This is a genomic window from Acinetobacter pittii, assembly GCF_034064985.1.
In the GTDB taxonomy this organism is placed as follows: Bacteria; Pseudomonadota; Gammaproteobacteria; order Pseudomonadales; family Moraxellaceae; genus Acinetobacter; species Acinetobacter pittii_H.
Genome location: NZ_CP139249.1, coordinates 2819045 through 2831353 on the forward strand (window position 1 = coordinate 2819045; position 12309 = coordinate 2831353).

The window sequence follows — 12309 nt, forward strand, 5'->3', positions numbered from 1 at the left end:
CCTTTGTTATTTAACTAATTAAAATTTATAAATAATTCCTAAATTATAACGACGTCCGTCTAAAACATAATTATAAGTTGCCACATCAATGTCTTTATCAAATAAGTTATAAATCCCTGCCGCAACTTGTATTTTGTCAGTCGGTTTATAGTTCATACCAACATCAACCAGTCCATAAGCAGGCTTTCCTTCAGCCATTGAGGTACGGCTTAAATATTCTGAAGTTTTGCTACGGAAATTCAAACGACTCCACATATTGACTAAGTCATTAACTTGCCAATCTAAAGTGGTATTAAACATATGTTCCGGCATCTCATTTAAAGGCTGACCTTTAAATTGACCACTTTTTTGCTCAGTATCGGTATACGTATAATTGGCATTCATTTTTAAATCTGGTGAAATTAACCAACCAAATGTCGCTTCAACACCTCTCATATTGGCTTTATCCACATTTGTGCGTTGACTCACAAAATCAAAATCTAGACCTAACCACTTACACTCGCGAGCACCTGCATCTCCTGAGCACGTTCTAACTTCGGTAATTTTATCTTTAAATTCACTGTTAAAAATCGTTAAGCCAGCATTCAAGTTATCTAAATTATCCCACGCGAATGATAGCTCATAGTTGGTACTTTTTTCAGGTTTTAAATTTGGATTGCCAACAATTACTCCTGCCGAACTGCTGCCACCTGTAGCTTGCCCCCATTCTGCTACTGTGGCCCTTAGTGCAGGGGTTTTATAGCCTGTTGATACACCGCCTTTAATAATCCAGTTATCGTTTAAAGTCCATACACCGTAGACTTTAGGACTGAAATGATCTCCAAATTTTTCATCTTGATCCATTCGTAATGACATTGTTAAAGTGAAAGGATCAATAATATTCCACGCATCTTCTGCAAATAACGCCCAGCTATAACGATCTAAATTAGAAACAGGTTGTGAGCCACCCACTTTTAACTGGTTACCTAAATCATCTAATTCTTCTTTTAGATAACTTCCACCCACGCTAAGCGCATGATTTGCAAGTGTGATCTGGTTAAGCGTGTTAAATGTAGTATTTACAGCTTCCATATTTCTAGATGGGTTCTTATTTTCTTCGCGCTGAATATAAGAATGAGTCTTTACAGGACCGATGTCACCACGGTGCGTTAAACTATATTCTGTACGATAATAGTCTGTTAATGAATCTACTGGTGGGTTGCGACCAGTTTGAATAGGTGAAACTGTTTTACCTATTGTGGCATTACGATTTTGGATAGAACGCTGGTATTCAAGCTCGATGGTATGTTGATCATTAGGAGTTAAGCTTAAAGTCGCTCCTCCCGCACGAATTTTTTGTTTGTTATAACCACCAATAATTTCATCTTCATCTCTTTGTGAAAATGTGCCATTGGCTTTTAAACCAAGTAAATTCTTAATTAAAGGTCCCGACACATAAGTATTGGCTTGGTAAAGATTTCCAGATTTATTATTTTCTTGAATTGTTGTGTCTAACTTAACCGAACTGTTCCAAACATCTGCAACTTTTTTAGTGATGATATTAATCACACCACCCATCGCATCTGAACCATATAGACCAGACATTGGGCCACGAATAACCTCAATACGTTCGATACTTTCGATTCCCGGTAACCAACCTTGCTCAATACCTGAATTATCACTATTTGGTCGCACAGAACGTGTATTTACTTTCTTACCATCGACCATAATAACGGTATATGCACTTCCCATTCCTCGAATACTGATGTCAGATGAGCTTCCACCACCTGTAACAACTACACCAGGGACATCTTTTAGAGCATCAGTTACATCACGATATGCTTTTTTATTAATTTCATCTTGAGTTAAGACCGAAATCGAAGCTGCTGCTTTTTTTATATTTTGTTCAAAACCACTTGCTGTTACGACAATTTTTTCTAGTTGTGCCACTTCATTTTCTTTTTTATTTTTTATGGAAGAATCAACTAAAATATTTTCACTTTCAGCAGCATAAGCCACAGGAAACATTACTGTAAGTACCGAAATTGATAATACAGATTGGAAAACACTCTTCGTCATACCCTACTCCAATATATTAAATTATGAATAAATATTAAGTTTTACTTAAACAAATGTAACAAATTTAAATAAAAAAATAAATAATATTGATAATTATTTTCAATTATAGAGCCATAAAAAAACCTCATTACGAGGCTTTTTTATTTCACTTTTCAAATAATTTGATTATTTGAAATAAGCACCTTCTGCTTGTGTATGGTCAGTTTGGTCAACCACACGTTGAAGTTCAGGAATGTTCTCTCTTAAAGTAGTTTCTACACCTTGTTTCAAGGTAACGTCAATTGCTGAACAGCCTTGGCAACCACCACCAAATTTTAATACAGCAGTTAAACCGTGTTCTGGGTCATCTTGTACTTCTACTAAGCTACAATTTCCGCCATGCCCTGCAAGACCTGGGTTAATTTCTGCTTGAAGAATGTAAGTAATACGCTCTTCAATCGAAGCATCTGGACCAACACGTGGAACTTTAGAATTTGGAGCACGGAAAGTGAGTTGACCACCAAAACGGTCCTTATTGTAATCGATTACGGCATCTAAAAGATAAGGAATAGATGGCGCATCAATATACGCAGGAAAATCAGGATAGTCCTGTTTATAATCTGTTGGAATCACTTCTTCTGGCGCACTATATGCCATACAGCATTCGGCACGTGGCGTACCTGGATGCTCAACAAAAATTCGAACGCCAATTCCCGGAGTATTTTGCTTCGTTAATAAATCGTGCAAATACTCTTGTGCAGATGGTGTAATCAAAAGGTTTGGAATTTCTTCTGCAACAGCAGTGTTGGTGTTCTCAGTCGACATAACAATATTCCTCAAGCTGATGCCTTTATATTAACCGAAGATGAGGTAGATTTAAAAAAAATCAACTAAATTTGTCGGATTTATACACAACAGGGTTTCAAGTTAAGTTTTTAATGGCATTATTGACCTCAGTATTGATCATTTTTTAAATATTTCTTATGTTGCATTTGCCGTTTAACCATACAGTTACTCTTATTATTATTACTGTCATTATCTCTTTACTTGCTTTTAGCAATCAAAATGTAATGAACCGATTGATTTTTTGGCCGCCTGCAATGCAACGCGGACAAATTGATCGATTCATTACTCATGGCTTTATTCATGCTGATGGAACACATCTACTCTTCAACATGATTACCCTATTTTTCTTTGGCAGTATTATTGAAAGCTTTTATCGCCAATATTTTTACGACATGGGTTTTGTGTTGTTTTACTTAGGGGGCTTAATCTTCGCGATTTTGCCAAGCTATTTACAACATAAAAATGATGCAAATTGGGCCAGCCTAGGTGCCTCAGGGGCTGTTTCGGCAGTTTTATTTGCTTATATTTTGTTCCAGCCATGGAAGCTGATTTTTGTATTCTTCATTCCTGTACCCGCTATTATTTTCGCTATTTTATATGTGGCGTATAGTATTTGGGCTGGTAAGCGCGGTAATAGCCATATTAACCATAGTGCACATTTATGGGGGGCAGCTTACGGGATCATCGTAACCATTTTACTTGAGCCAAAAGTTATTCCACATTTCTTAGACCAGCTTACTCGCCTTCCTTTCTGAAGCATATAAATCTAAGAAAAAGCCCGTTATGGGCTTTTCTATTTTTCTGATTTATTTATCTGCATAAATTCTCAGTCTTTTTTCTGATTTTCTTTGATCAATTCGTTGTTTTGTTTGCAAAAATCATCTGATTAAACTCATGCCAATTCTTTTAATAATTCAGATGATACAATGAAGTACAAAGCAATTTTATCTAGCCTTTCTATTGCCTTATTTAGCTTATCTTTGGCTGGATGTAATGACAACGATAATCAAGAAAATGTTGTAAGCACGCCTAAGCAACCGAATATCTTATTTATTATGGCTGATGACTTAGGTTATTCAGATTTAGGGGCTTTTGGTGGCGAAATTCACACCCCTAATATTGATAGTTTGGCTCAAGAAGGTCGCCTTTTAACGGATTATCATACTGCCCCGACTTGTTCTCCAACACGCTCTCAACTCATTTCCGGTACTGATCATCATTTAGCTGGTATCGGTGCAATGGCTGAACTCACACCAGAACATTTGAAAGGACAACCAGGCTACGAAGGGTATTTAAATGACCGTTCGCTATCCATCGCACAAGTACTTAAAGACAATGGTTACCGCACGTACATTAGTGGTAAATGGCATTTAGGCTTAACACCTGAAACCAATGCACATGCAAAAGGTTTTGATCATTCATTTACTCTATTACAAGGTTTAGACCATCACTTTAAGCAAGCCCCAAGTGCGTTTAAACGAAATTCAACTTATACAGAAGATGGTCAAGTTATTCCTGTTTCAGCTTTGCCTGATGACTTTTTCTCGACAAATTATTTCACCGATAAATTACTGAGCTACTTAGATTCAGGCAAAAATAGTGGCAAACCATTCTTTGCTTATGCTGCCTACACAGCGCCTCACTGGCCAATTCAAGCCCCAGCCGAATATCGTGAAAAATATCGCGGAGTTTATGATGTAGGTTACGAGGCAATTCGTAATGCCCGCATTGCTAGACAAAAACAGCTTGGAATTATTCCTGCAAACTTTGATGCAGCAGAACCAATTGCGACTCAAAATGCCCCACAAAAATATGGAAAATGGGATGAGTTAACAGCCGAGCAAAGGGCACTCGAAGCCCGTAAAATGGAAATCTATGCGGGCATGGTAGAAAATCTTGATGCCAATGTTGGCCGCATTATTCAATATCTCAAACAAAATAATCTTTATGACAATACTTTAATTTTCTTTGTTTCAGACAATGGTGCGGAAGGTTTTGTACGTGGCGGATATGGTAGTGAATCTGGTTTTGATAACTCGGTAGCCAATGTTGGCACACCTACTTCATATCACTATATTGGGCCACGTTGGGCCGAGGTCAGCGCGGCACCTTTTCATTTATGGAAGGATACAGCGGGCGAAGGAGCAACTACGGCCCCTGCCATTGTGAAATTACCGAATCAGAAAAAAGCAGAACAAACTAATCATAGCTTTGCATCGGTACTCGATGTTTTCCCAACTTTACTAGAATATGCTCATATTCCCTTGCCTCAAGGCCAATATAATGGTCGTACCATTAACACTCCATCCGGGATTTCATGGAAACCTTTGCTTGAAAATAAAACAACCACGATTCGCCCCGAAAATTTTAGTTTTGCCGATGAGTTACATGGCAGCAAATATGCAAAACAAGGTGAATGGAAAATCGCTCTTCAAGGACGACCTGAATTGGGCACAGGAATATGGGAGCTATACAACATTAAAACAGATCGAGGGGAAAGACAAAACGTTGCTCAGCTTTATCCTGCTAAAGTACAAGAGCTCTTATCGGTTTATCAAAAATATACTGAAAAGAATGGCGTGCAGGAATATAACGCCAAATGAAATTGAAGCCATTTTTAGTTACCACAATCAGCCTGTCTATTATGACGGGCTGTAGTCAATCCTCACAAGTTTTTGAATCAACACCTTCAAAGCAACAGCAAACATCTTTAGCTGATTTAGGGTCTATTGAAAAGTGTCAAAACTATACTGGTCTGCCTCAGGATTGGCTCAAACAGCCTACAGCAGGAATGGTTTTAATTGCCGATGGAGATTTTAACTTTGGTTCTGAAAAGGCCTATCCGGATGAACTTAATTTTGGAAAAAAGCAGCGCGAAGTCAAAGGATTCTGGATTGATCAGACAGAAGTTACCGTTGCTCAGTTTGCAAGTTTTGTAAAAGCAACTGGCTATATTACAGATGCCGAAAAACAAAAGCAGGCCGCTGTTTTTTCACCAGATCCTGATCATCCACAGCAATGGTGGCAACTAAAATCTGGATATACATGGAAAACTCCAAACGGGAGTACGGGTGCTGTAGCAAACCCTAATGAGCCTGTAAGGTATGTGAGTAAAAATGATGCTGAACATTATGCAGTGTGGCTAGGACGTGATTTACCAACAGAACTAGAATGGGAATATGCAGCTAAAGCCAATTCAAAAACTGATACGCCTTTACATAAAGCTCCTACGGATGAACATCAACATCCACAAGCCAATTACTGGCAAGGTGAATTCCCTTTTCAAAATCTAAATCAAGACCACTTTAAAGATGTAGCACCCGTTGGATGTTTTGCATCAAATAATTTCAAACTATTTGATATGATTGGAAATGTATGGGAATGGACATCATCTCCGTATCAAGGTGCTCATGACCAGCATATGGGAAATTATTCTGATTTACGACGACAACAAATTGCGAGCACACAATATGTAATTAAGGGCGGATCTTTTCTTTGTGCACAAAATTATTGTTCACGTTATCGTAGCAGTAGCCGCTACCCGCAAGATTTTGATTTAGCTGCAACACATGTTGGATTTCGAACTATTTTACGGTCTCCTTAATTTCTTCTTAATTAGACTTATTAAAGATATTTTTTAACCAAAATTAGATCGAAAAATAATCAAAATATTTTTATAGTACAAGTGAGAATGATAAAAAAGTGAGAACAAGATGAAAACTTTACTTCTTTGTGCCGCAGCAATTTTCACAATGTCACTATCAGCCTGTGCAGTCCATACTCCCGAAGGTAGTATTGTGATTGACCCAGATTCACCATATTACGGACATCCAGGAGGCTTTTGCCCACCAGGACAAGCTAAAAAAGGACGTTGTTAGAAACTCCCTCTTTTAGAGTAATTTTTAAGTTACTCTAAAGAAATAGAGTTCAATTAAGTAATTGAATACTCAATAGAGGGTTCCAAGCCCAAATTAGATGGGATGAAACTAGAAAATTATGGTGTAAAAAAATCACCATATCCCCAAGATTTTTAAAAGACAATCTTACGTTGTCTTCTATCTAGTTTCACCCCAATTCTTTCTTATTCCGTTTGACTTTTCTTACTACTTAAGAAAAAAGTCTATTTTTTAATCATTACTGTATCTCTATTATTGATACATTTTGAACATTTTACCTTCAGGTTAAAACTGATGTATTTGCTTAATACAAAATAAACATTTATGTAACGTAAGTCTATAAAAATGTTCTAAAAATGTGAAAAAAATTAAGGCCAAAATGAGATGAATTTATCATAATAACTTTCTCTTTCATGTTTCATCACATAAATAATTAATATTATTTTGTCAGTTATTGCCACTCGTTTCCTTTCATTGGCATAGATAATGTATACATCTGTATATTAACCCAGTCGTATTAACGAGATATTTTATGTCCAGCACAAGTCAAGTCGAAGGTCTACAATTTCCGGTACACGCCTCAACAAAAAAACAAAGTACATCCCTTACAGGTCAAGAGATTTTATCCGAGGCTTTATCTATTGTAGATAATAAAACCGCACAACAAGTGTTGAATGAAAAAAACTGGCGAAAAAACTATCCCTTATATTTTAAAGCTCTTGTTAAACAAGGGATTTCTAATATCAACAACCCAATTACTATTGCGAAGCAAGGATTGCATAAAGCTCACCATATTTTTGATTATTATCGTGATGGTAAACACTACCTTTTAAAAGATGCCGTTCATATTGCTTCATCTACTCCTCTTTATACAGTAAAACTTAAAGGTGAAAGTGAGGCAGCACCAGAGTGGTATGTTCCTTATAAAGGACAAAAGCTGAGTGGACAAAGCTTATTAGACCAAATTCAACGCTGGGAAGAAGCTGGTATTATTGAACCAAGTCATGCAAAGGCACTTCGTGAAGCTATTGCTCATCCTGAATGGTTCGATTTATCTGACCGTACCATGGTGCTGTTTGGTGCAGCCTCAGAAGCAGGACCACTGCCTTGGTTAGCCAAATGGAAAGCAAATATTGTTGCTGTAGATTTACCAAACTCACGAGTCTGGGGCAAAATCTTAAATACGATTCAACAAGGGAATGCAACACTCATTGCACCATGTGTTGAACAAGTTGATTCGTCAGCAAAAGCTTCTGAGTTAAAAGATAAGCTGGGTGCAAATTTACTGACCCAATTACCGGAAATAGCGCAGTGGCTGGTGCAGTTTCCACAAAAGTTAGATTTGGCAGCAATCGCCTATTTAGATGGTGAAAAGCATGTCCGCGTTTCCATGGCAATGGATAGCATCATGCAATTTGTGAGCGAGCATAAACCTGATACAAGCCTTATGTTTATGTGTACTCCAACCGATGTTTATGCAGTACCAAAAGAAGTTGCAGAGGCTGCTCAAGAGAAATTTAAATCCCGCAGAAAAATGCAAAAATTAGCAGTAAAAGGTGTTTCTGCTCTTTCGCTCAATCGTTTTTTTCAAGCGCCATACCAAGACTTGGTTACATGTGAAAATGGAAAAACCTATGGTATTGCCGACTGTTTAGTAGTTGAACAAGGTCCAAACTATGCGTTGGCAAAACGTATTCAACAATGGCGTGCTATTTTGGCTCGTCATCAAGGACAACGTGTCAGTATTAATATTGCACCATCGACAACGACTCATTCAGTGACTAAAAATCCATTATTGAAAGCAGCTTTTAATGGGGCAGAACTTTTCGATGTAGAAGCATTTAGCCCTGAAACTACCAATGCCATTATGGCGGCGCTCTGGATTCATGACTTAAGAAATGAGTCTTCTGTGGCGAATCCTGACACTGTATTAGACCATCCGCTTGAGCTTATGATGGAAGGTGCCAATCATGGTGGATTATGGCGTGTCGCTTATTTAGCACGAACTGCTCTGCCTTTCGCTGCAATTTATGGTTTTGCTACCGAAAAACTTCCTTTTAGAAAATCATCTAAAAAATAATTTGATTAAAGCCCAATCCCAGAATTGGGCTTTTTTCTAATGCGTCTTTATTTACCTTGAAAGTGTGATAGATATTTTTGCATTTCATCAGGTGGTACCATACCCCCCCCGGTAGCCCATATTACATGATTTGCCTGCTGCAACTGCTCAGCTGACAATTGATGCAAAGCCAAGTAATCAGGACTCGTCTGAACATAATATGGCCCCATCATGCCTGCTACCGCAGAAGGCTCAAGCTGAATATTCTCAGTTTGATTTAAAAGCGCAATAAGCTCATATAAACGTTCATCGTGAATGGTGTAGTAGCCATCGATTAATTGTTGCATAGCACGCCCGACAAAACCTGAAGCACGTCCTACCGCAAGCCCGTCTGCCGCAGTAACGTTATCAATACCAATATCATTGACTGAAATCTGATCATGCAAACCTGTGTGGACACCAAGTAACATACATGGCGAATGTGTTGGTTCTGCAAAAATACAGTGTACATGCTCACCAAAAGCCAGTTTTAGACCAAAACTCACCCCACCAGGCCCACCACCGACGCCACACGGTAAATAAACAAATAATGGGTGTTCAGCATCGACTTTAATCTGTTTTTGCTCAAATTGCTGTTTTAAGCGTATTCCTGCAACTGCATAACCTAAAAATAATGTTGTTGAGTTTTCATCATCAATGAAAAAACAATGGGGATCTTGCTCTGCGGCTTTACGTCCCTCTTCAACAGCTACTCCGTAATCACTGGCATATTCCACAACATTCACACCCAGTGAACGTAGTTTGTCTTTTTTCCATTGTCTAGCATCAGCCGACATGTGAACAGTGACTCTAAAGCCGAGTTTGGCGCTCATAATGCCAATAGAAAGCCCAAGGTTGCCTGTAGAACCTACTGCAATTTGATACTTAGAAAAGAATGCCCTAAATGAATCTTGATCTAATTTACTATAATCATCTTCTGGTTTGAGTAATCCTGCCTGCGTGGCAAGTTTTTCAGCATGTGTAAGTACTTCATAAATGCCACCACGTGCTTTGATGGAGCCTGAAATTGGTAGATGACTATCTTTTTTCAGCCAGAATTTTCCATTAAGTTGTAATTGTTTCGCTGAAGAAAGTGCTTGTTGCATATGAGCAATTTCGACGATATCTGATTCAATTTTTCCCTGTTGTGTTTGAGTTTCAGGAAATACTTTTGCCAAATAAGGTGCGAAACGCGCTAGTCTTGCTTCTGCTTCACTTACGTCCTCAGCAGTTAGTCCAACTTTTTCTAAAGCTTCTTTTAAAGGATAGCGATGAGGTGTAAACCAAAATGTTTCTTGATAGGCTTGAAGTGTTTCAATAAGTGGAAATTGTTGTTTTAGCTGATGTATTTGAACCGCATTCATAATATATCCTGATATAAAATTTTAAGCCCAACCTATAAAGCTGTTTGATGACCTATAACAACTTATTAATTTATAGATGAATGTACATGAAAAATAGTCTCGACTTTAAAAACAAAACAAATAAAAAAGCCACTGTGAACAGTGGCTTTAATTTTTTAAATGCTTTTATACAAACTGTAAGAATAACCAGTACAAACCACCTGACAAGCAGATTGTTGCAGGAAGAGTAAATACCCATGCAGAGAGAATTGTCTTCACGGTATTAAAGTTTAAGCCTGATTTATTCGCGACCATCGTACCCGCAACAGCACTGTTTAAAACGTGTGTTGTTGAAACTGGCATACCTAAACCATCGGCAGCTGCAATTGTACTCATCGCGACAAGCTCAGCAGACATCCCTTGACCATAAGTCATGTGATGCTTACCAATACGCTCACCCACAGTCACAACAATACGTTTCCAACCCACCATTGTGCCAAGGCCAAGTGCTAAAGCTACCGCCACTTTTACCCAAGTCGGGATGTATTGTAAGAATGAATCTAAGCTACTACGGTATTCTTTCACGAGTTTTTGCTGTGATTGATCCATTTTTGGTAAAGCATCTGCTTTATCCAAACGCTTAAACGTGGTTGTACTCAAATACATGTCATTACGAATTTCGCTAATAGCAGCTTCAGGAATATCTTTTAAGTTGTTATAGCTAGAAACTCGCTCACCCAAGTGGTCAGTCATACTTGCCAATGCAGGCACAACTTCAGGAGTTTGCTGTTTGGTTTGAATATACTTAGTCAGAATAACACGTGCTTTTTCATCGGTTAATTCAGGCTGATTTTGATTCAAAAATACGGCAGTTTGAGAAGACAGCTGATGGAAAGATTGAACTTGTTGTGTATCGAGGTTTTTATTTAATGAATAAGCCAACGGCACTAGTCCAACCAAAATCAGCATGATGAGTCCCATACCCTTTTGACCGTCATTAGAACCATGTGCAAAACTTACACCTGTACAGGTAAAGATCAAAATTGCACGAATAATTGCTGGTGGTGGTTTATTACCTTCAGGTGGCTGGAATAATTCTAATTGGCGTTTAAAAATAGTTTTAACCAACAAGAATACAATCGCTGCAAAAGCGAAACCAATTAAAGGTGAAAATAATAATGCCTTACCAACTTTAATCACCTGATCCATATCAACACCACTGGTCGTTACGCCAGTCGATGCACTCAATAGATGGTTCATAATGCCCACACCCAAGATTGAACCAATCAAGGTATGAGAGCTAGAAGCAGGAATACCCAAGAACCATGTACCTAAGTTCCATAGAATCGCAGCAATAAGAAGCGCAAAAACCATTGCGAAACCCGCACCACTGCCCATATTCATAATCAGTTCAACAGGCAACAATGCAATAATGCCGTAAGCGACTGCGCCGCTTGCAACCATTACCCCAAGAAAATTACAAAAACCAGCCCACATGACTGCAACCGGTGCCGGTAAAGCATTGGTGTAAATTACTGTTGCCACTGCATTTGCAGTATCGTGGAAGCCATTTACAAACTCAAAGCCTAAAGCAATCAAGAGTGCAGTAGATAAAAGAATAACTGAATAAAGGCTTAAAGGTGGTACATGTGCTAAATCAGCACTCACCTGAAATCCGATATAAATAAGTGTTGCAACAATAATCGTCAGAAACACCGGCATAAAAAACTTAGGTGTCGGGACATGTACATTCGTCGATTTGACTTGCAGGTTTGCCGCAAGTTTTGAATCCGAAACAGGGGGTAGATTAGAATTCATGCAGACGGTAAGAGGATAAGAAAATCCTCTGTATTCTTAAATTAAATTATGACAATTATATGACAAAGCGGCGCCTGATGAAGTCAATTTTTCATATTTTGACCTCATTTGATGCACCTTTCCCCTATCTATTTTATTTTTTTATTAAAATACAATAATTTATACAACTCCATATCCATCAAATTTATGACTATTTTTAAAGCAAAAATATCTAAAAAATTACCTAAACGGCCACTTTTTAAACAACACAATTGTCATAAAACCGAATATT

9 protein-coding genes are annotated in these 12309 nt (G+C 38.1%); 5 read left to right on the plus strand and 4 right to left on the minus strand.

Translation table 11 applies throughout. From position 1 onward, the window contains the following. Positions 1-18 precede the first annotated feature (18 nt). Together SOI76_RS13550 and nfuA are read right to left on the minus strand one after the other, a co-directional pair. A complete protein-coding gene (locus SOI76_RS13550; RefSeq protein ID WP_104079334.1) occupies positions 19-2058 on the minus strand; it encodes a ligand-gated channel protein in 2040 nt (679 codons plus the stop codon). Positions 2059-2223: 165 nt separating this feature from the next. After that, a complete protein-coding gene (nfuA, locus tag SOI76_RS13555) occupies positions 2224-2862 on the minus strand; it encodes a Fe-S biogenesis protein NfuA (RefSeq protein ID WP_002117617.1) in 639 nt (212 codons plus the stop codon). A 158-nt stretch (positions 2863-3020) separates the two neighbouring features. Between nfuA and SOI76_RS13560 the strand changes: the two genes are divergently transcribed. The 5 genes from SOI76_RS13560 to SOI76_RS13580 all read left to right on the plus strand — a co-directional run bounded on the left by SOI76_RS13560 (position 3021) and on the right by SOI76_RS13580 (position 8859). Continuing rightward, a complete protein-coding gene (locus SOI76_RS13560) occupies positions 3021-3638 on the plus strand; it encodes a rhomboid family intramembrane serine protease (RefSeq protein WP_002117778.1) in 618 nt (205 codons plus the stop codon). A 171-nt stretch (positions 3639-3809) separates the two neighbouring features. Then, positions 3810-5486 (plus strand): arylsulfatase, encoded by a 1677-nt coding sequence (locus SOI76_RS13565; RefSeq protein WP_104079333.1) that lies wholly within the window; start codon positions 3810-3812, stop codon positions 5484-5486. After that, positions 5483-6487: an SUMF1/EgtB/PvdO family nonheme iron enzyme gene (locus SOI76_RS13570; protein WP_205668390.1), complete on the plus strand. Its 1005-nt coding sequence runs from the start codon at positions 5483-5485 to the stop codon at positions 6485-6487. The genes SOI76_RS13565 and SOI76_RS13570 overlap by 4 nt, the downstream gene beginning before the upstream one ends. A 109-nt stretch (positions 6488-6596) precedes the next feature. Beyond that, positions 6597-6761: a hypothetical protein gene (locus SOI76_RS13575; protein WP_000854552.1), complete on the plus strand. Its 165-nt coding sequence runs from the start codon at positions 6597-6599 to the stop codon at positions 6759-6761. Between the two features lie 550 nt (positions 6762-7311). Then, positions 7312-8859 carry a hypothetical protein gene (locus tag SOI76_RS13580; protein ID WP_104079332.1) on the plus strand — a complete coding sequence of 516 codons (1548 nt, stop codon included), beginning with the start codon at positions 7312-7314 and terminating at the stop codon, positions 8857-8859. A gap of 47 nt (positions 8860-8906) precedes the next feature. Here SOI76_RS13580 and dsdA read toward each other — a convergent pair whose 3' ends face one another. After that, positions 8907-10241, minus strand: coding sequence for a D-serine ammonia-lyase (gene dsdA, locus SOI76_RS13585; RefSeq protein WP_104079331.1), 1335 nt, complete (start codon positions 10239-10241; stop codon positions 8907-8909). A gap of 165 nt (positions 10242-10406) precedes the next feature. Then, complete coding sequence (gene pitA / locus SOI76_RS13590) at positions 10407-12038, minus strand: inorganic phosphate transporter (protein WP_016141919.1); 1632 nt, start codon at positions 12036-12038, stop codon at positions 10407-10409. Positions 12039-12309 lie beyond the last annotated feature (271 nt).